Source organism: Arthrobacter koreensis (genome assembly GCF_035792275.1).
Lineage (GTDB): Bacteria > Actinomycetota > Actinomycetes > Actinomycetales > Micrococcaceae > Arthrobacter_B > Arthrobacter_B koreensis_A.
On sequence record NZ_JAMWKK010000007.1, the window covers coordinates 122,146 to 142,508 of the forward strand.

The following is a 20,363-nucleotide window of genomic DNA, read 5'->3' on the forward strand; positions in this document are numbered from 1 at the left end:
AATCGTCGCCGCGGGCGGCACGGGGAGGCGTGCCCTGTCCTCCGCTTTCCGGCGCATCACGCCGGGGGCTCCGAGTGTCCGGGATGGAGTCCGCGCGCAGGACTGGCATTTATTTTATTTACGGGTATGGTCTGAATAACCGGGTTTTCTGCAAATGCAGGAAAACGGTATGGATAAAAGTTGTGCGGCCGGGGGAACCCGAAAGCCGCTGGCCAGACGCCAAGGAGGGCAAGTTGTCCGGAAATGCCAAAAAGCCAGGTAAGTCCATCAAGGAGAAGCGTGCGGAGAAGCGCGCCAAGTCTGCAGGAGCGGAGCCCGCTCCGCGGAAGCGCAAGGGCCAGTAAGGCCCCCGGCAGCCAGGCCGTCCTGCCAGCGGTCGCCCGATCGGGCGTAGCTGCGGGCAGGGCGGCTGCATGCCTGGTTGCCAACGGTCCTGCCGGGAACGTCCCGTTCCCGGCAGCAGCCGGTTTTTTGCGGAAGTAATTCCACTGCGGCACGAGTGGATTAATTGCTGAATGCATACCTGCTAAATGCATAATTGATTCATTCATAGTTCCGCGGAGATTTTTTTCCGCCGTCCATCCGGACGGCTCCGTTTGCATTAACGGGAATGCCCTTTTGAGCGGCGCACATGCTCCAGCTTCGGCTGCCACCTGCGCCTTTACTGTGCGTGGCGCAGTGCAGTGAAAGCATCTCTGCCGCTAAAGTTCCCTCAGGGGTGGCAATGGCATCCCCCGTTCCGGGCTGATGCCCGGTTTCGCCCGGATCTCCTGCAGGGAAAGGTTGCCATGGCAACAGATCGGCTCGACGCCCGGATTGTGTCCCTTTTTACCGACGACCCCCGGATGTCGGTTCTCGAAGCATCCCGGACCCTCAAGGTGGCCCGCGCCACTGTGCAGGCGAGACTGGACCGGATGCAGCGCAACGGGGTCATAGCCGGGTGGGGTCCGCGTCTCGATCCTGCTGCCCTGGGATATGTCGTGACCGCCTACTGTTCCCTCACCATCCGCCAGGACATGGGGCACGACGCCGTCGTTGCTGCCCTGGCCGAAATCCCGGAGATCCAGGAAGCTCACACCGTGTCCGGGGAAAGCGATCTCATCGCGCGCGTCGCGGCCCGCTCCAACTCGGACCTGCAGCGGGTCATCGACTCAATGGTTGCCACCGGTGCGGTACTGAGGTCCTCTTCCGTGATCGTGCTGAACACCCACTTTGAAGGGCGCATGCTGCCGCTGCTGCACGCCGCGGCCGGCGCCGAATCGGGGGAGCCCGAAAAGAGCGCGTAACTTCAGCCGGCGAAAGCATCCTTTTCCTCTATTGTGAGTTAGAGTCAGCCTGACTCTTACTAGGAAATTCGGCGTGCCAACGGGAACGCCGGCCAGGAAGGCCACGATGAGCCCCAGATATGCCAACGTTTCGGAGCGGGAGCAGGAACCGCCGTCGCTGGCCATCTCCACCGTTATATTCGCCCTGCGCCCGGACCCGGAGACCGGCGTGCTCACTCTCTGGCTTCCCCTGGTGCGGCGCATCCGGCAGCCCTACCTGGATCTTTGGGCTCTTCCCGGAGGGCCGCTGCGAGCCACCGAATCGCTCCAGGATGCTGCAGCGCGGAACCTGCAGGAGACCACGGCCCTGACGCCGCGCTACCTTGAACAGCTTTATGCCTTCGGCGGGCCGGACAGATCGCCGTCCCCGCGCGTGGTCTCCATTGTGTACTGGGCGCTGGTGCAGCCGGATGAGGCGGCCCTGGCCCGGCAGGATGAGAACGTTGCCTGGTTCCGGGCAGACCGGGTAGGCGCCCTGGCCTTCGACCACAACCACATCGTGGACTACGCACTCTGGCGCCTGCGGAACAAGCTGGAGTACGGCTCCGTGGCCTACGCGTTCCTGGGCTCCACCTTCACCCTCGCGCAGGTCCGGGAAGTCTACGAGGCTGTCCTGGGCCGGGCCCTGGACCCGGCCAATTTCCGCCGCCAGCTCCAGGCGTCCGTGCACATCGAGCCAACCGACGACTATCTGCAGGGCGGCCGGCACCGGCCGCCGCGCCTCTACCGCTACACCGGCCCGGATCCCCGGGAGAGTTCATTCCCCAGCCAGCGACGAGAAGCAACGGAGCACTGACATGACTGAAACCATTCCGGCCCGGGGCGGCAGTGTTGCCTCCCGGATCGCCTTGCTGTCCGGCCCGGAGGAAGCCCTGGCGCTCGCCCAGGCGTCAACCTGCGCGCCGGGCCTCGCCGCCGAACCGTGGAACTTCGACGCCGCCCCGGGGTACGGTCCGGGCGCGTCCCTCACTGACGCAGTTCCGGCCGGCACGCCGCGCCAGGGTGAGCTGCCCGCAGACTACCGCGAAGCAGGGGAAGCCGAGCTGGAAGAGCGGATCATCCGGGCCAGGGCCGTCCTCGGGGACCGTGCAGTGATCCTGGGGCACTTCTACCAGCGGGACGAGGTAGTCCGGCACGCAGACTTTGTGGGGGACTCCTTCCAGCTGGCCCGTGCCGCGAAGAGCCGCCCCGAGGCAGAAGCCATCGTGTTCTGCGGTGTGCACTTTATGGCTGAGACTGCGGACCTGCTCTCCGGGCCTGGGCAGGCCGTTGTGCTGCCGAACCTGGCGGCCGGGTGCTCCATGGCGGATATGGCCGACGCCGATTCGGTGGCCGAATGCTGGGAACAGCTCTGCGCTCTCTACGGCGAGGCACCGGATGAGGGCGGACGGCAGCCGATCATCCCGGTCACCTACATGAACTCATCCGCGGCGCTGAAAGCGTTCTGCGGGGAGAACGGCGGAATCGTCTGCACGTCCTCGAACGCTGCAGCGGTACTCGAATGGGCGTTCGAGCGCGGGCAGCGGGTCCTTTTCTTCCCGGATCAGCATCTGGGCCGCAACACCGCCAAAGCCATGGGCATACCGCTCGAAGCGATGCCTCTGTGGAATCCGCGCCTGCCGCTGGGCGGGAACACCCCGGAGACCCTGCAGGATGCCAGGGTCCTGCTCTGGAACGGCTTCTGCTCCGTCCACAAGCGCTTCACCGTGGGCCAGATCGAACAAGCACGCAAGGAACACCCCGGTGTCCGGGTAATCGTGCATCCTGAATGCCCCATGCCGGTGGTGGACGCCGCAGACGAGTCCGGATCCACGGACTACATCCAGAAGGCAGTCGCAGCGGCTCCGGCCGGAAGCACCTTTGCCATCGGCACCGAGATCAATATGGTCAACCGGCTGGCCGCGCAGTACCCCCAGCACACAATCTTCTGCCTGGACCCGGTGATCTGCCCCTGCTCAACCATGTACCGCATCCACCCGGGCTATCTCGCCTGGGTGCTGGAAGGACTCGTGGCAGGCCAGGTCCACAACCGGATCACTGTGCCCGACACCACGGCCGCGGCGGCCCGCACCGCCCTGGAACGGATGCTGGCGGTACGCCCGTGAGCATCGCCGTCGTCGGCGGCGGCATTGCCGGACTGTATGCCGCGCTGTGTGCGGCGGAGTCTGCAGCGGAAGCCGGCGTAGTGCTTCTTTGCAAGTCGGCGCTGCGGCACAGCAACACCTGGCATGCCCAGGGCGGGATCGCCGCTGTTCCGCACGGCACGCCTGCCTTCCGGGATTCCCCGGAGGCACACTGCGAGGACACCCTGGCTGCCGGCGCCTGGAAGGGAAGCCGTGCCGCAGCGGAGGTACTGTGCCGTGAAGCCGGCTCTCACATCCGCCGGCTCCAGGCACTGGGAACCGCCTTCGACGCCAACCCCGACGGATCCCCCGCATTAGGCAGGGAAGCGGCGCACGCCGCCCGGCGGATCCTGCATATCGGGGGCGATGCCACCGGAGCCGGCATTGCTTCAGTGCTGATCGGCGCGGTCCAGGGCCATCCGCGCATCACCGTGCTGGAGCACGCCGCCGCAGTTCGGCTGGTCCTCGCCGAAGGCCGCATTTCCGCGCTGGACATCCTGTCCAGCGGGAGGCAGCACAGGCTCCCCACGGACGCCGTCATTCTTGCCACAGGCGGTGCGGGGGAGCTCTTCCGCCACACCACCAACCCGTCCGGAGCCACCGGCGACGGCGTCGCCCTGGCAGCCCGGGCCGGCGCGCAGACCGCGGATGAAGAGTTCTTCCAGTTCCATCCGACCTCCCTGGCAGTGCCCGGCAACCCGCTGATCTCCGAAGCCGTACGCGGGGAAGGCGCGGTGCTGCGCGACGGACAGGGCGAACGCTTCCTGCTCCGCTACCACGACGCCGCCGAACTGGCACCGCGCGACGTCGTCTCCCGCTCGATTGCCCGGCACCTGCAGGCCACGGGGGAGAGGACCGTCTGGCTGGATGCCGCCGTGGCCGCACGCCGCCGGGGCCCCGGTTTCCTTGCCCGCCGCTTTCCCGGCCTGGCCGCCGCAACCGCTGCGCACGGATTCGACTGGGAGCGCGAACTGCTGCCCGTAGTCCCGGCCGCGCACTACTGGATGGGAGGCGTGGCCACAGACCTGGCCGGGCGGACCTCCATTCCAGGCCTCTACGCAGCCGGCGAAGCGGCCTGCACGGGAGTCCACGGCGCCAACCGCCTCGCCTCAAACTCCCTGCTCGAGGGACTGGTCTTTGGTGCCCGGGCTGCAGCCGCAAGCACTGCCCCGGACGCCGGGCGGGCATGGGAAGCCGGGCTTCCCTCCGGGCTGTGGGCCGGTATTTCCCGGGAATCGGAGCAGGCAGCCGAGCCCATGCCGGCCGGCGGCAGCACTGCGGGACACAAACCCCTTGACCGCCTGTCGCTGCAGTCCCTGATGTGGGAACAGGCCGGAATACTGCGCAGCGGGAGCGGACTGCGCCAGGCCGCATCCCGGCTGGGCCCAGTGTCCGCCGGCCCGGCAGTTCCCTCCGGTACGGACGAATCCCCTGCCGCCTTGGAGGACGCGAACCTGTTCACGTGCGCCCGCCTGGTGGTGGCTGCCGCGCTGCGCCGCAGCGCTTCGACCGGTGCGCACTTTCGCCTCGATGCCCCTCCCGGTGCATCCGGACAGGAGCCTGCATCACCCGTTCGCCCGGACCCACTGTCCTTCGCCGAAACCGCATGACCCAAGAACGGAATCCCCAGATGACGAACACGCAGCTCCAGCCCCGCCTCGAATCCGCCAGGGCCGCCAGACCGCTGCCGCAAACCGCCGGGGCATCACCGCTGCCGCTTCCTGCTTCAGCCGTGGACCAGCTGGTCTCCGCTGCGCTCGCAGAGGACGCACCCTGGGGAGACCTCACCTCGCACGCGCTGATTCCCGGGGAAGCCACCGCTACCGCTTTCCTGACCGCCCGGGAAGAGGGCATCTTCTGCGGGGAACAGGTCATCGAAGCAGCCTTTCGGCTGGCCGGTCCCGGCACCGCCGTTATTCCGCTGGTCCGGGACGGGGAAAGGTTCGACGCCGGTGGAATCCTTGCTGAAATCAGCGGACCGGCCCGGACCATCCTCACCGCTGAACGCGTGGCCCTCAACCTTGTCCAGCGGCTTTCCGGGATCGCCACGCTGACGGCCAGGTTCGTGGCGGAAACCGATGGGACTGCCGCCCGCATCACCGATACCCGCAAGACCACTCCCGGCCTGCGGGCACTCGAACGCTACGCGGTGCGCTGCGGGGGAGGGTTCAACCACCGCCACTCCCTCTCCGATGCGGTCATGGCCAAGGACAACCACCTGGCAGTCCTGGCTGCCGCAGGACTGGACCTGGCCACCGCGCTCCGGACTGCCAGGGACAAGCTTTCCCACACCGTGCATTTTGAGGTGGAGGTCGATTCCCTGGACCAGATCGAACCCGTCCTTGCCGGGGGAGCGGACACAGTGCTCCTGGACAATTTCAGTGTCGGGGACCTGTACCGCGCAGTGGAGCTGGTGGCAGGAAGGGCGCTGACGGAAGCCAGCGGAAACGTCCGGCTGGATACCGTTGCCGGCATCGCCGCCACCGGAGTGGACATCATCTCCGCCGGTGCCCTGACCCACAGCGTGAGGGCCCTGGACCTGGGCCTGGACATCAGTACCTCCCTCTCCGCCCAGTAGGAGCGCCAGCACGCATGATGTACTTTGACGCCGCTGCCACCACCCCGGTCCGCCCGGAAGTGCTGGCGGCTCTCGCGCCGCTCTACACCAGCGACTTCGGCAACCCCTCCAGCACACACTCCGCAGGAGAAACCGCGGCCAGGGCCCTGGACTACGCCCGCCGCACGGCCGCAGACGTGCTCGGCTGCCGTCCGGGCGACCTCGTCTTCACCTCCGGCGGAACCGAGGCGGACAACCTCGCCATCAAGGGCCTGGCGCTGGCATCGCCGCAGGGCCGCCACATTGTCTCCAGCGCCGTCGAGCACCCGGCCGTGCTGGAATCCCTGGCTTACCTGCAGCGCTTCCACGGGTTCAGCATCACGCTGGTCCCGGTGGACGGTACCGGGCGGGTCGACGCCGCCGCCGTCGAGGCCGCATTGACGCGCGAGACCACGCTGTGCACCATCATGACGGCCAACAACGAAGTGGGAACCCTCCAGCCGGTGGCGGAGATCGCCGAAGCCTGCCGGACCCGCGGCATACCGTTCCATACGGACGCAGTGCAGGCAGCGGGCTGGCTGCCCGTGTCCGTGGCAGGCACCAGCATCGACGCCATGAGCCTGTCCGGGCACAAGCTGGGCGCTCCCAAGGGCTGCGGGCTGCTCTACGTCCGCGGGGTGCTGCCTCTTGAGCCGCTTATCCACGGGGGCGGACAGGAACGGGGCCGCCGGTCCGGAACCGAGAACGTTGCCGGGGCTGTAGCCCTGGCCACTGCGCTGCAGCTTGCTGAGCAGGAACGTGCGGCCGCCGCGCCCAGGGCCGCCAAGCTGCGTGACTACCTCATCGACACAGTCCTCCAATCGGTTCCCGGCGCCCTGCTGACCGGGCACCGTACTGAAAGGCTTCCCGGCCACGCGTCGTTCTGTTTCCCTGGAACCAGCGGGGAATCGGTCCTGCTGGAAGCCGAACGGGCGGGGGTGCTCTGTTCCTCGGGTTCTGCGTGCGCGGCCGGCTCGGACGAACCCTCCGCGGTGCTCACCGCCATGGGGGTGGAAAGAGAAACGGCACAGACCGCCGTGCGGCTCAGCTTTACGCCCGGCGTGCGGGAGAACGAGGTTGCCCTGGCAGCCCGGGCCCTGGGCACCGCGGTGGCACGGGTCCGGGGTCTGGCGCAGGCACCGCGCACGTAGCATTGGCGTCGCAAAACCCGCCGGTAACATAGCGGCCCTACACTGCTGCCATGTACACGAGCACACCGGCAGACGCGCTGCCCCGGGACAGAGGAGATGCTGCGGCTGCCAAACTGGCCCGGCTCATCACCTGCCGCACAGTTTCCTCCCGCATTCCGGAAGACGTGGATGCCGCCGAGTTCGCCCGTTTCCGGACAGAACTCGCAGCGCTCTTCCCGGCGGTCCATGAACAGCTGGCACTGGAAGAAGCCGGCGGCGGACTCCTGTTCCACTGGCAGGGCAGGGAACCGGAACTCGATCCCGTGGTGCTGATGGCCCATTACGACGTGGTGCCGGTCCAGGACGAGTCCACGTGGGAGCACCCGCCCTTTGCCGGGGTACTGGCGGATGGATACATCCACGGACGGGGAGCACTCGATGACAAGGGTTCCCTGGCTGCGATCCTCGAGGCAGTGGAGACCCTCCTGGCGGAGGGCTTCGTTCCCGCCCGCAGCGTCTACCTGTCCTTTGGCGACAACGAGGAGACCGCGGGAGACAGCGCCGCCCAGGCCGCCGCTCTGCTGAAGGCCCGGGGAGTCCGTCCGTGGCTGGTGCTGGATGAAGGCGGTGCAGTCGCCGGCCAGGCGTTTCCTTTCGTGAAATCCCCGGTCGCCGTCATCGGGGTCTCCGAGAAGGGGATCCTCGACGTCGAGCTGGCGGTGGATGACCCCGGCGGACACGCTTCGACGCCGAACCGGCTCGGCGCCGCGGCCCGGCTGGCCCGCGCCGTCGTCCGCCTTGACCGGCGGCCTTTCCCGGCCGCGCTGCACCCGGTCACGATCGAAATGCTGAGCCGTCTGGCCGCCGGGGCGTCCCCGCTGCCTGCGGCGCTCTTTGCCCGCGCGGGATCCCTGCGGCTCCCGCTGACCCGCATCTTCGGTGCCCTGGGCGGGGAGCCCAACGCCCTGACCCGCACCACGGTAGCCCTCACGCAGCTGGCGGGGTCCAAGGCCTCCAACGTGCTTCCCACACGCGCCACGGCAACCGCGAATGTGCGGATTGCGCCGGGGGAGAGCATCGCGTCCGTCCTGGAGCGCATGCGCCGGACCGTCCGGGACCGGAAGGTAACCCTGCGGGTAGTGGAAGGCACCGAACCCTCACCGGTCTCCTCGACGTCGAACGCCCAGTTCGCTGCGCTGGAAGCGGCGATCGGCGAGGTGTTCCCCGACGCCATCCCCGCGCCCTACATCATGCTTGGCGGCACTGACTCCCGGCGTTTCACCGCGATCTGCGACGCCGTCTACCGCTTCGCGCCGTTCCGGATGGACAAGGCAGCCCGCGCCTCCATCCACGCGGACAACGAGAAGCTCTCCATAGCTGCGTTCAGCGAGGGCATCCGGTTCTACCGCTGCCTGCTGCAGAAGCTGGTGCCCTGATGCGCGCGCTTGGCCCCGTGGTGTTCTTCCTGGTGCTGGTCGAAATCACCAGCGGCATCCTGCAGGGGTACTACACGCCGATCCTCACCGACATTGCCCGGAACCTGGGTATCGCCGACGGCGATGTCAACTGGTTCGAAGCCGCGCAGCTGATGTTCAGTGCCCTGGCCGTACCAGTGCTGGCCCGGCTGGGTGACATGTACGGACACAAACGCATCCTGCTGATCTCCACCGTGCTCACGGCTGCCGCGTCCTGGGGCGTCGCCTTCGCACCGGACTTCTGGACGTTCCTGGTGGCGTGGTCCCTGCAGGGTTTCTATGTGGTGTGGCTTCCGCTGGAAGTCGCCCTGATCTTCGCACGCGCCCAGGCTGCTCCCAACCGGGCAGCGCTCACCCGTAAGGCCGCGGGCGTGCTGGTGGGCGGACTGCAGTTCGGAGTCATCGCCGGGGCGCTCGCCGCCGGAGCACTGGTGGAAGTCTTCGGCGGGGACCTTCGCCTGACCCTGATGGTGCCGGCAGCGGCGGCTACGCTGTGCATTCTTGTCATCTGGTTCGGTGTGCCGGAATCCGGCCTGCGGTCCCCGGGTGCCCTGGATATCCGCGGCTTCACCATGCTGGCCGTTGGACTGCTGCTGCTGACCTCCGGACTGACGTTCCTGCGGATCAACGGGCCGGACACCTGGTGGGTGTGGGCGGTTCTTGCCGCTGGACTGGCAGCTTTCATTCCCTTTGTGCGCTACCAGCTGCGCCTTTCGGAACCCCTGGTGGACATCCGCATGCTGTGTGCCCCCACCATGTGGCCGGTCCAGCTCACCGCGGGCCTGTTCGGCATCTCCGTACTGGGGGCCCAGGCTCCCATGTCCACCTTCGCCAGGACCGACCGGGACCTGCACGGCTACGGGCTGGGCCTGGAAGCAGGATCGGTGTCGCTAATCATTGGCGCCTACGTTCTTGCGGTGCTGGCCGGTGCGCTGCTGTTCCCGCTGGCGGCACGGCTGACGACGCCGCGAATCACCCTTTCCGGTGCTGCGGCCGTGGTGGGCATTGGGTACGGACTGTTCCTGCCCTTCCACGATTCCCTGGCCCAGACCCTGACGAACATGGTCATTGCAGGTCTGGGCTCGGGTGCCCTGGTCGCAGCGCTGCCTTCTGCCGCTGCTGCTGCTGCGCCGCTGAACCGGACGGGCATGGCCACCGGGCTGACCAACACCACCAAGACCATCGGCGGGTCCTTTGCCTCGGCGGTCTTCGGAATCGCCCTGCTCAGCGCAGCCGGAGCTTCACTGGGCGATGTGGCCGGAGCGGCAACAGCGGCTCCGCTGTCGGGTTACCTCACCGTATGGTCGGTCTGCTCTGTGACGGCGTTTGCCGCCGCGGCTGCGCTGCTGCTGGTTCCCAGGCTGGCGTTTGCTGACCCGCCGGTCCTTCCGGAGAGCGGCATTGCCGGCAATGACGGTGCGCCGGCCGGCGGTGCCGCAGCCAGGTAGGGCGCCTAGGCCTCTCCGGGCCGGGTGCCGCTGCCGGGAGCGGTGTCGCCGTTGAGGCTGGCCAGAAGCTTGTCCATCAGCTCCTTGACCTGTGCCAGCTCCTGGGCGTCCAGGGCCGGGGCCAGCAGGTCGTGGATGCCCCGGACATGGATCCGGCCCAGGCGCTTCTGCACCGCACGGCCTTCTTCGGTCAGGGAAAGCTCCACGCCGCGCTGGTCGTTCCGGGCCGGCCGGCGCTGGACCAGGCCCTTGTTTTCAAGCCGTTCCACCATCCGGCTCAGGCTGGGCTGGCTGATCAGCAGGTGCTCATTGAGCTCATTGAGGCGGGTCCAGCCGGACGGGCAGCGGCTGAGGTTGAACAGCACGTCATACTCCCGCATGGTCAGTTCCTTGAACTCAGGATCGCGCTGCAGCCTGCGCATGACGCCCACCTGCGCCCGGAAGAGCGATTCCCAGGCCTCTGCGGTCTGTTTCATGGTGGTCAGCTGGCTGGTCTCGGAGCTCATTGCTTTAGCCTACTGAAGTTGCGGCATCTGCGCTGGTCAGGGACGCTTCGCGAGCCGCAACCCGGGAGGCGTGCGTCGGGCCGTCGGGCACGTGCGCCGGGCGGCGTGAATCGAGTTCCCGGCGCAGTTCCGGCAGGACGTATTCGCCAAAGAGGTCCAGCTGTTCCAGCACGGTCTTCAGCGGCAGCCCGGCATGGTCGATGAGGAAGAGCTGGCGCTGGTAGTCACCGAAGTACTCCTGGAAGGTGAGGGTCTTCTCCAGCACCTCCTGCGGACTGCCTACGGTCAGCGGGGTCTGGGCCGTGAAGTCCTCCATGGAGGGGCCGTGGCCGTAGACCGGCGCGTTGTCGAAGTACGGGCGGAACTCGTTCACTGCTTCCTGGGAGTTTTTCCGCATGAAGAACTGTCCGCCCAGGCCCACGATCGCCTGGTCGGCAGAGCCGTGGCCGTAGTGCTCGTAGCGTTCGCGGTACAGGCCGATGAGCTGCATGTAGTGCTCCTTCGGCCAGAAGATGTTGTTGGCGAAGAAACCGTCGCCGAAGTACGCGGCGATCTCCGCGACCTGCGGCGTACGGATGGAACCGTGCCAGACAAAGGGGGCAACGCCGTCGAGCGGGCGGGGCGTGGCGGTGAAGTTCTGCAGCGGGGTGCGGAACTTGCCCTGCCAGTTGACGGTTTCCTTGTCCCAGAGCTGGCGCAGCAGGTTGTAGTTCTCCACCGTGAGATCCACGGAGTCCTGGGTGTTCTTTCCGAACCAGGGATAAACGGGGGCTGTGTTTCCGCGGCCAAGGACCAGGTCCGTGCGTCCGTCAGAGAGGTGCTGCAGCGTGGCGAAGTCCTCGGCGATCTTCACCGGGTCATTGGTGGTAATCAGCGTGGTCGCCGTCGAAAGGATGATGCGCTCGGTCTGGGCGGCAATGTAGCCCAGCAGCGTGGTGGGGGAGGAGGCATAGAACGGCGGGTTATGGTGCTCGCCGGTTGCATAGACATCCATGCCGATCTCTTCGACCTTGCGGGCGATGGCTACCGCGGCCTTGATGCGTTCGCCTTCCGTGGGGATCCGGCCGGTGACCGGGTCACGGGTAATGTCGCTGACGCTGAATACGCCGATCTGCATGGTGTCCTCCTGTTGGCAACGCTTCTTCGGCAGCGGTTCACCGTTCCGAAAGGTAGATGCATTTGCATCTAGTACGAGTCTACAACAGGAGGCCCGCGCTTTTCATTCCCTTCTGCGGTCCGGCCACAACGCGGCAGTGCCGGCACCTCGAAAGGTGCCGGCACCGCCGTCCGCCATAGTGAGTGGATTCAGCCGGCGGATTCCGCCTGCAGGCGTTCGCGTTCCTGCCGGGCGGCCTCGTCGCGGGCGTTGGCCCGGCGTTCGCGGGGCGCTTCGATCAGCTGATAGAGCACCGGCACCAGGACCAGTGTCAGCGCCGTCGAGGAGATCAGGCCTCCGATGACCACGACTGCCAGCGGCCGGGAAATGAATCCGCCTTCCCCGGTCACGCCGAGGGCCATCGGCGTGAGCGCCAGGATCGTTGCCAGGGCTGTCATCAGGATTGGCCGCAGCCGCTGGCGTGCGCCGCGGACGATTGCATCCCTGACGTTCATTCCCGCCCGGCGGCCGTGCGGTCTGCGGTACTGGTTGATGAGGTCCATCAGGACAATCGCGTTGGTCACCACGATGCCCACCAGCATCAGCAGGCCAACCAGGGAGGGCAGGCCCAGCGGGACGTTGGCGATGAGCAGCGCAATGATCGCGCCGGTCGCCGCGAACGGGACCGATACCAGCAGGATCAGGGGCTGGATGAGGGACTTGAAGGTGGCAACCATGATCACGTAGACGATCGCGATGGCTGCCAGGAGCGCCCAGCCCAGCTGGGTAAAGGACTCGTTCTGCTGGGTTGCGGCTCCGCTGAGGGTAGCGGTTACCGAGGTTGGCAGATCCACGTTGGCGAGCTCAGCCTGGACTTCGGCAATGACGCCGCCGAGGTCGTCACCGGACGGGGTCACGGAGACCAGGGCGGTGCGTTCGCCGCCCGAGGAGGAAACCGACGTCGGTACCTGGACTTCTTCCACGGTGGCCAGGTCGCTCAGCGGCACCGGTCCGTTCGCCGTGGGGACAACAATCCCCGCCAGCTGCTCAAGCGTGGTGACTTCGGTGCCTTCACCGATGAGCACGGGAAGGTCGTCTGTGCCCAGCCGGACCGTTCCAGCCGGAAGCGGGCTCAGGGTGGAAGCCAGGATGCCGGCCACCTGCTGTTCGTCCAGGCCTGCCGCTACGGCCTTGGCCCGGTCAATGCTGACCTGGACCACGGGATCGGAACCGGCGAGGTTGGATGTGGCCTCAGCTACGCCGGGCAGGTCCGACATGGCCGCGACCAGCGCATCCGAGGCGGGCTGCAGTTCCGCCGGGTCGCCTGCGGAGATTTCGATGTCCACGGTGTTGGAGGTGCCGAAGCCGCCGCCCTGGGTGCCCAGCGAAATGGTCCCGGCGTCCTCGCCCAGGTCCTCGAGTTCGCGCCGGACCGTATCCCGCAGCTGGACCTGGTCAACGTCCTGCTCGGTGATGACGGTGAAGTTGGCCACCGAGGCGCCGCCCGCGGTGAACGCGGCGATCCCCGACGTCGAGGTGCCCATGGTCACCTGGACGTCCTTGATGCCTTCGGTGCCGCTGAGCACCTCCTCGACGGACTCCGCAGCTGCCGATGTTGTCTCCAGCGAACTGCCGGCCGGAAGCTCCTGGCGGACACTGAACGTGTTCTGTCCGGTGTCGCCCAGCAGGTTGGTCTGCAGCAGCGGGGTCAGCGCTGCCGTACCGCCCAGGATCAGCACTCCGGCAAGGAGCGTGAAGACGGGATGGCTCTGGGTTCCGCGGAGGACCGGCAGGTAACCGCGCTGGAGGAAGGATTTCTCCTCCCGCGCTTCGGCCTCGGCCCGGTACGCCTCCGGATCGCTGACCGGCTTGGAGGACTTCAGGAACCAGTAGGCAAGGACGGGAACGATTGTCAGGGACACCAGCAGCGAGGCGATAAGCGCCAGGGACGTGGTGACGGCGAACGGGCGGAACAGTTCTCCTGCCAGGCCGCCCACGAGCGCAATGGGAGCGAACACAGCGACGGTGGTCAGGGTGGAGGCTGTCACAGCTGCGGCGACTTCACGGATGGCAGTAAGGATGGCGGTGCGTTTTTCCTCGCCGTAGCCCAGGTGCCGCTTGATGTTCTCGATCACCACAATTGAATCGTCGACCACCCGCCCGATCGCGATCGTCAGCGCACCGAGGGTCAGGATGTTCAGGGAGTAGCCGAACGCCAGCAGTCCAATGAAGGTGACCAGCAGCGACAGCGGAATCGATACGGCGGTCACGAGGGTGGAGCGAACCGACAGCAGGAACACCAGGATCACCAGGACGGCGAAGCCAAGACCCAGCAGCCCTTCGGTGGTGAGGTCGGAGATTGACTTCTCGATGAACGGTGCCTGGTCGAAGATCACGGTGAACTTCGCGCCGTTGCCCAGTTCATCCTGCAGGGACGGAATCAGGTCCAGGACTTCGTGGGAGATCCCCACCGTGTCTCCGGCCGGTGTCTTGGTGATGGAGATGGCCAGTGTGGCTTCGCCGTTGGTCCGCGTGATGGAGGTTTGCTCGTCGTCGGTAATTTCCACCGTGGCGACGTCGCCGATGGTCGGCGGAGCGGCCCCCGGTGCTGCGCCTTCGGCTTCGATGGGCAGGGCGGAAATCTTCTCGAGCGAGTCCAGCGGGCTGCCCACCTGGATGGAAAGCGTACGGCTCTCCTCCTGAACGGTTCCGGCGGGAATCAGCGCACCGCTGTTTTCAAGTGCCGAGGCAATGGCCGACGGCGAGGCGCCCAGGGCGGCCAGGGCCGCCTGGTCCGGCGAGATGGCGATATGACGCTGGGAACCGCCGGTCACCTCGGCCGTGCGGACGCCCTCGATCTTCTGCAGCCGCGGAACGGTCAGACGCTGCAGCTCGGAGTTCAGCTCGCTCAGTGACTGGTCGCTGGAGACCGCGAGATAAACGATGGGGAAGTCGCTGATGCTGCCGGCGAGGGACTGCGGGTTCGCATCCTCCGGGAGCGTCTGGCGTGCGTTGGAAATGGCCCGGTCAACCTGGCCGCGGGCGCGGTCAAGGTCCGTACCGTAGGCGAAGGTGAGGGTGATGGCAGAGATGGATGACCGCGACGTCGCTGAGGAAGACTCCAGCCCTTCGACGGCGGTCAGCGCGGCCTCAAGGGGTTCGCCGATCTGTGCGTCCACGACTTCGGGGGAGGCACCCGGAAGGGCGGTGATCACGCTGATCTGGGGGAATTCAAGTGCAGGGATGAGTTCCTGCTTGAGGGAGTTCAGCGAGATCACGCCGAAGACCGCCACAAAGACTGTAATGAGGGCAATGAGTGCCCGGTTGGAGAGGGAGAGCTTGGCCAGACGATCCATGAACCTGCCTTTATTCGTAGACGGATTCATCATACGTGCGCATGAACGCTCACCCGTCCGCGGAGCGGGGGCCGCACGGGTGCCCGGCGGCCCCTGGCCGGAGATAAAACACGGGTGTCCCGGACCGCTGCTGCAGTCCGGAACACCCGTGGAAGGTGCAGCGGCTCCTAGGCCAGCTTCAGCACCCGGTTGGTCTCGGCGATGATCTCGTCCGCCAGGGACTCGTTCTCGTTGAGCTTGATGCCGTAGCCCGGGACCATTTCCTTGATCTTGGCTTCCCATCCCGGGAACTCAGCCGGGAAGCAGCGCTTCATCAGGTTGATCATGATGGGCGGGGCCGTGGATGCTCCGGGGGAGGCGCCGAGCAGTGCGCCGACCGTTCCGTCAGCTGAGGTGATGAGCTCGGTGCCGAACTGCAGCACGCCGCCGCTCTTCGGGTCCTTCTTGATGACCTGGACGCGCTGTCCGGCAGTGATCAGGTCCCAGCCTTCGGTGACGGCCTCCGGGTAGAACTCCCGCAGTGCCTTGGTCTTGCCTTCCCGGGACTTCAGGACCTCGGTGACCAGGTACTTCACCAGGGACATGTTGTCCTTGGCAACGGCCAGCATCGGCACCAGGTTGTGCGGACGGACGGAGAACGGCAGGTCCGTGAGGGCGCCGTTCTTCAGGAACTTGGGGGAGAAACCGCCGTACGGGCCGAACAGCAGGGACTTCTTGCCGTCCACGAACCGGGTGTCCAGGTGCGGAACGGACATGGGCGGTGCGCCCACGGAAGCCTGGCCGTACACCTTGGCGTTGTGGGCGGAGATGATCGACTCGTCAGTGGAGCGCAGGAACTGGCCGGAGACGGGGAAGCCGCCGAAGCCCTTGCCCTCGGGAATGCCGGAGCGCTGCAGCAGGTGCAGGGCGCCGCCGCCGCCGCCGATAAAGACGAAGCGGGCCGAAACGGTGCGGGAGGCCTTGGTGGCGCGGTTGCGGACCGTGACATCCCAGCCGCCGCCGGAGTTCCGGGTGAGGTTGGTGACTTCGTGGCCGAAGTTGAGTTCGGCGCCGTTGTTCCCGAGGTAGTTGACCAGTTCGCGGGTCAGGGCACCGAAGTCGACGTCGGTTCCTCCGGCGACGCGCGACGCTGCGACCCGCTGGCCTGAGTCACGGCCCTGCATCAGCAGCGGAGCCCACTCGGCGATCTTGCCGTGGTCCTCGGAGAACTCCATGGTCTTGAACAGCGGCTGGGCGCTGAGGGATTCGTAGCGCCTGCGCAGGTATTCGGAGTGGGCGTCTCCCCAGACGAAGCTCATGTGGGGCAGCGGGTTGATGAAGCCGCCGGAGATGTGGCCCTGGCCCACCAGATGGGACCAGAACTGCCGGGAGACCTGGAACTGTTCGTTGATGCCGATCGCCTTGGCCGGATCAACCGTGCCGTCCGGGCCGGCGGGGCTGTAGTTCAGCTCGCACAGCGCCGCATGGCCGGTGCCTGCGTTGTTCCAGGGGTCGGAGCTTTCGGTCCCGGCGCGGTCCATCCGCTCATAGAGGGAAATGTCCCAGTCCGGTGCCAGCTGCTTCAGGAACGCCCCGAGGGTCGCGCTCATGATGCCGCCGCCGATCAGCAGTACATCAGTTCTGTTTGCGGACTTCTCCGCCGGGCTCTCAGCAGTCAACTTCATATCTCCAGTCACGTGGACGCTAGCCCTAGAAGACTATCTCTCCCAGTGGTCCTTACTAAAATTCCCGCCGGGATACCGCCCGCCGGAAGTTCCACGCTAGTCCGTGAGGCGGATGTTGTTGAAGACCTCGTTGAGGACCGGCGAGGTCGGGTACTGCGAGACCCTGGGCGACACGGTCAGGGTCGAGATGGGGAAGGCCAGCGGAACTGCCGGTACCCGGGTGGATATCCGGTCCGAAATCGAGCGGTATGCCTCGGCCCGTTCCTCGGAGTCAGCCAGGGTCCGGGCACGGTCAACCTTCGTGAAGAGCTGGGCATCGTCGTAACCGAATTCCTCCGTGTAGGAACCGAAAAGCGATCCGACGAAGTTGTCTGCGTCCATGTAGCTGCCTGAGAGGCCCGAGAGATGCAGCGCCCGGTCACCGTTCTTGGAGACGGCCTCCAAGTAGCCTTCGGACCATTCCATCGGCACCGGGCGGATGTTGAACCCTGCTGCCGTCAGCTGGCGGCTGAGCTCGGCGTAGACCTTCTCCGGATTGGGCAGGTAGGCGCGGGTGACGCGGCGGGGGTAGTAGAACGGCAGCTCTTCGCCTGCGTATCCCGCCTCTTCCAGCAGCTCCTTGGCACGCTCCGGGTTGTGGCCGTAGTTGGTCACATTCTCCGAGCGCAGCCCGAGCTTTTCGGGAAGGAACTGGTTAGCCGACTTGCTGCCGTTCAGGAACAGGCCCTCCAGCAGTGCCGGCTTGTCGATGGCATGGGCAATGGCCTGGCGCATCTTGGGCTCATCCAGGCCCGGGAAGTTCTGGTTGATGCCCAGGTACAGGATTGAGTAGGGGTCGCGCTGCAGGATTTGCATGCCCGCGCGGGCCAGTTCGCCGACGTCGGAAACGGTCACCAGGTCATAACCGTCCACTTCGCCGTTCTTCAGTGCCCGAAGCCGGGACTCCGGGCTGGTGATGGTGTGGAACACCAGGTCGCGGATCTGGCCGGACTCACCCCAGTAGCCGGGGTAGGAGACCAGCGTGAGTTCGTCTTCTTTCCAGCTGGAGAACATAAACGGGCCGGTACCCACCGGATGCTGGGCATAGGCCGAAAGCCGGGTTCCGTTCCGCTCTTCGGTGAGCTCATCGGCCTTTCCGCCGGCGAGTGCCTTGGGGGAGGAGATGGCGAATTCGGGGGAGGCCAGTGCGGGAATGAGTCCGGGGAGCCGGGTGTTGAGCTCCAGCCGGACCGTGTACTCGCCGGAAGGAACGCAGGATTTGTAAGCAGAAAGGTCCGGAGCGTCGGCGAATCCCCTGAAGACGGAGCTGAACATCAGCACCTCCGGGCCCCGCGCCGAGGCAGGAAGGTTGTACCAGCGTTCGAAGTTGGCGCACACGGCCTCGGCATTGAACGGGGTTCCGTCATGAAAGGTGACGCCGCGGCGCAGAGTGAATTCGTAGGTCCGTCCGTCGTCGGATTCGTCCCATTCTTCGGCCAGTGCTGCTACCGGAGCTGAGGTCAGGGGATCCACGCCAACCAGGGTTTCGAGGACCTGCCGGGTCACGCGGTGGGATTCAGTGTCCACGGCCAGGAACGGGTCCAGCCCCGAGGGGCGGGCCGCAGTGGCGAAGGTGAAGGCGGCAGCGGGACCCGCCGTGCTGGAGGCCGAGGGCGAACCGCTCGGGGACTCTTCCTCCGGCCGCGCAGCGGTGCACCCGGTGAGGGCGAGCGCGGCGGCTATGGCTGACGCTTTGATCACTGAGCGCCGCGTGGCGGATTTAGTCACAGCTGCTGGGTTCTCCTTGAGGCACGCACCTTCCCGGCCTGGGGCGGTGGATTTCTTAGTCTAAATGATAAAAAACCGGTAAAGGCGGGTGAGAGTTGCCTCACAACAGGGCTTTGGTAAGGCAGGATATGGAAATGACTGAAACCAGCCCTGAATCTCCGCTGCTCCAAGTGATCGATCTCGCTGTCGGCTTCCAGACCATGGACGGCCCCGTGCAGGCGGTACGCAAGGCCGGATTCAGCCTCGGTGCCGGGAAAACCCTGGCGATCGTGGGCGAATCCGGATCCGGTAAATCCACTACGGCCATGGCGGTGATCGGACTGCTGCCGGGCAATGGAAAAGTTTCCTCGGGCAGCATCCGCTTCGACGGCCAGGAGCTGGTGGGACTGGCTGAGTCCAAGATGCGCGCGATCCGCGGCCGGTCGATCGGCCTGGTGCCGCAGGACCCCATGTCCAACCTCAACCCGGTAACCAAGATCGGAACCCAGGTGGCAGAGACGCTCCTGGTGCACGGCATGGCAACCTCGAAGGACGTAGACCGCAAGGTTATCGAGGTGCTGACCGCGGCTGGGCTGCCCGACGCCGCCGAGCGCGCCAAACAGTACCCCCACGAGTTTTCCGGCGGCATGCGCCAGCGCGCCCTGATTGCCATTGGACTGGCCTGCCGGCCGCGGCTTCTGATCGCCGACGAACCGACCAGCGCGCTGGACGTCACCGTGCAGCGGACCATCCTGGACCAGATCGGCCGGATGACCGATGAGCTCGGCACCTCCGTGCTGCTTATTACCCATGACCTGGGCTTGGCCGCGGAGCGTGCCTCGGACCTGGTGGTGATGCACCGCGGTGAAGTCGTCGAAACCGGCCCGGCACGCCAGCTCCTCGAGGACCCCCAGCACCCCTATACCCAGTCACTGGTCAGCGCCGCGCCGAGTGTCGCCGCTGTGCGGCTGCGTCCCGGAGCCTTCGCTGCACCGGCTGCCGAGCGGCTCGCCGCAGTGGTGGACGCGCCGTCGTCCGCTGATACCGAGGCGAAGGGAAACGCAGACAACAGGGCCACTGACAACATTGTCGAAATCCGCGACCTTAACAAGGTGTACAAGATCCGCGGCAAGTCCGGGGATTTCCATGCCGTCCGGAACGTGAGCCTGGAGATTCCCCGCGGCCGTACGGTCGCGATCGTGGGGGAGTCCGGGTCCGGCAAGACCACCACGGCCCGGATGCTGCTGAAGCTGATTGAACCGACCAGCGGTTCCATGACGTTCGACGGCGTGGACATCGCTTCCCTGCAGAAGGCGAACCTCAGCGATTTCCGCCAGCGGGTACAGCCGATCTTCCAGGACCCGTATTCCTCGCTGGACCCGATGTTCACCATTGAGCGCATCCTCGAGGAGCCGCTCAAGACGTATAAGCGCGGCGACCGCTCCGAGCGTTCTGCCCGGGTTCGTGAGCTGATGGAGCAGGTGGCGCTCCCGGCGTCGATGCTGCGCCGGTATCCGGCGGAACTGTCCGGCGGGCAGCGGCAGCGTGTGGCGATCGCCCGGGCGCTGGCCCTGAAACCCGAACTGATTGTCTGCGACGAGCCGGTTTCGGCACTGGACGTGCTGGTGCAGGCACAGATCCTCAAGCTGCTCGGCGACCTGCAGCGGGACCTTGGCCTGAGCTACCTCTTCATCAGCCACGACCTGGCGGTGGTCCGGCTGATCTCGGACTACGTGTGCGTCATGAAGGACGGTGAACTGGTGGAGGCCGCGACGTCGGAGGAAGTCTTCCAGAACCCGCGCCACCCCTACACCCGCAAGCTGCTGGCCTCCATTCCGGGCAACGAGCTGAACATCCAGGACGAAATGGCGTCCTAGCGGCTGCGCGGCAGATCCGCG

At 66.3% G+C, this 20,363-nt stretch carries 14 protein-coding genes; 9 read left to right on the forward strand and 5 right to left on the reverse strand.

The window, feature by feature from the left end:
• The first annotated feature begins 788 nt into the window (after positions 1-788).
• From NGB94_RS09175 to NGB94_RS09210, 8 genes are all read left to right on the forward strand, one after another.
• Entirely contained in the window at positions 789-1,286 is a 498-nt protein-coding gene (locus NGB94_RS09175) for an Lrp/AsnC family transcriptional regulator (protein ID WP_325790316.1), read from the forward strand.
• 106 nt (positions 1,287-1,392) lie between these two features.
• Positions 1,393-2,121 carry an NUDIX hydrolase gene (locus NGB94_RS09180; protein WP_325790318.1) on the forward strand — a complete coding sequence of 243 codons (729 nt, stop codon included), beginning with the start codon at positions 1,393-1,395 and terminating at the stop codon, positions 2,119-2,121.
• Between the two features lies 1 nt (position 2,122).
• Entirely contained in the window at positions 2,123-3,430 is a 1,308-nt protein-coding gene (gene nadA, locus NGB94_RS09185) for a quinolinate synthase NadA (RefSeq protein WP_325790319.1), read from the forward strand.
• On the forward strand, positions 3,427-5,058 hold the full coding sequence (gene nadB / locus NGB94_RS09190) for an L-aspartate oxidase (RefSeq protein ID WP_325790320.1): 1,632 nt from the start codon (positions 3,427-3,429) through the stop codon (positions 5,056-5,058). The genes nadA and nadB overlap by 4 nt, the downstream gene beginning before the upstream one ends.
• Positions 5,059-5,078: 20 nt before the next feature.
• A complete protein-coding gene (gene nadC, locus NGB94_RS09195; RefSeq protein WP_325790321.1) occupies positions 5,079-6,026 on the forward strand; it encodes a carboxylating nicotinate-nucleotide diphosphorylase in 948 nt (315 codons plus the stop codon).
• A gap of 14 nt (positions 6,027-6,040) precedes the next feature.
• Positions 6,041-7,195, forward strand: a complete 1,155-nt coding sequence (locus NGB94_RS09200) for a cysteine desulfurase family protein (protein WP_325790322.1) — start codon at positions 6,041-6,043, stop codon at positions 7,193-7,195.
• Positions 7,196-7,245: 50 nt separating this feature from the next.
• A complete protein-coding gene (locus NGB94_RS09205; protein WP_325790323.1) occupies positions 7,246-8,610 on the forward strand; it encodes a M20/M25/M40 family metallo-hydrolase in 1,365 nt (454 codons plus the stop codon).
• A complete protein-coding gene (locus NGB94_RS09210) occupies positions 8,610-10,097 on the forward strand; it encodes an MFS transporter (protein ID WP_325790324.1) in 1,488 nt (495 codons plus the stop codon). The genes NGB94_RS09205 and NGB94_RS09210 overlap by 1 nt, the downstream gene beginning before the upstream one ends.
• 5 nt (positions 10,098-10,102) lie before the next feature.
• Here NGB94_RS09210 and NGB94_RS09215 read toward each other — a convergent pair whose 3' ends face one another.
• From NGB94_RS09215 to NGB94_RS09235, 5 genes are all read right to left on the reverse strand, one after another.
• Positions 10,103-10,603 carry a MarR family winged helix-turn-helix transcriptional regulator gene (locus tag NGB94_RS09215; RefSeq protein ID WP_325790325.1) on the reverse strand — a complete coding sequence of 167 codons (501 nt, stop codon included), beginning with the start codon at positions 10,601-10,603 and terminating at the stop codon, positions 10,103-10,105.
• A 4-nt stretch (positions 10,604-10,607) separates the two neighbouring features.
• Positions 10,608-11,720: an LLM class flavin-dependent oxidoreductase gene (locus NGB94_RS09220; protein WP_325790326.1), complete on the reverse strand. Its 1,113-nt coding sequence runs from the start codon at positions 11,718-11,720 to the stop codon at positions 10,608-10,610.
• A gap of 188 nt (positions 11,721-11,908) precedes the next feature.
• Positions 11,909-15,055, reverse strand: a complete 3,147-nt coding sequence (locus tag NGB94_RS09225) for an efflux RND transporter permease subunit (RefSeq protein WP_325790327.1) — start codon at positions 15,053-15,055, stop codon at positions 11,909-11,911.
• 167 nt (positions 15,056-15,222) lie between these two features.
• Entirely contained in the window at positions 15,223-16,719 is a 1,497-nt protein-coding gene (locus NGB94_RS09230; RefSeq protein WP_325790328.1) for a malate:quinone oxidoreductase, read from the reverse strand.
• Between the two features lie 96 nt (positions 16,720-16,815).
• A complete protein-coding gene (locus tag NGB94_RS09235) occupies positions 16,816-18,486 on the reverse strand; it encodes an ABC transporter substrate-binding protein (RefSeq protein WP_325790329.1) in 1,671 nt (556 codons plus the stop codon).
• A 134-nt stretch (positions 18,487-18,620) separates the two neighbouring features.
• On the opposite strand from NGB94_RS09235, the gene NGB94_RS09240 reads away from it, so the two are divergent.
• Entirely contained in the window at positions 18,621-20,342 is a 1,722-nt protein-coding gene (locus tag NGB94_RS09240; protein ID WP_325790330.1) for an ABC transporter ATP-binding protein, read from the forward strand.
• The last annotated feature ends 21 nt before the right edge of the window (positions 20,343-20,363 follow it).